The sequence below is a fragment of the Pseudoalteromonas sp. CST2 genome, assembly GCF_028599385.1.
Classification (GTDB): domain Bacteria; phylum Pseudomonadota; class Gammaproteobacteria; order Enterobacterales; family Alteromonadaceae; genus Pseudoalteromonas; species Pseudoalteromonas atlantica.
On record NZ_JAQREO010000038.1, the window covers coordinates 1 to 465 of the forward strand.

Sequence of the window (465 nt, forward strand, 5' to 3'; positions counted from 1 at the left end):
TTAAACAAAAGCAATGTGCGCCTAAAAACTATGAACTAACCACGTAGCAGGAGCTTACCTCGCGTTTGGTATTAAATTTTTTCGCGGCATAAAGCCGCTGCTACTCATTAATTCAACCACAGACGGGATTGGTTAATCACTTCTTCTGTTCTTCTCGGTGGTTAATTTGGCTTGTAAGCGCGAAGCTTGTTCATACGAAAGGCAAAGCATCTCATTATTCAAACGATGTTGTATTGCACAAAGAGAAAAAATGAGGAGTAAATGAGAAGTGAAAGCTGTAGATACCATCTCTCATTTTAAGCTTCAAGGGCGTACTTAACTTTCTTGGAGCTTAAACGCTTCTTGGTTTTTTATTACACCAAAACATATATGAATGAGCTTTCTCATATTCGCACATACAGCTTGCATCGGTGTTTTACCGTTATTTATTAATGTTAACTTGTGTCGTTTTATTCTTTTATTCCA

The 465-nt window shown here is 37.2% G+C and carries 1 pseudogene; it reads right to left on the reverse strand.

The window, feature by feature from the left end:
* Window positions 1–315 precede the first annotated feature (315 nt).
* Window positions 316–465, reverse strand: a pseudogene (locus tag PSH41_RS20165) (IS110 family transposase); the annotation flags it as partial.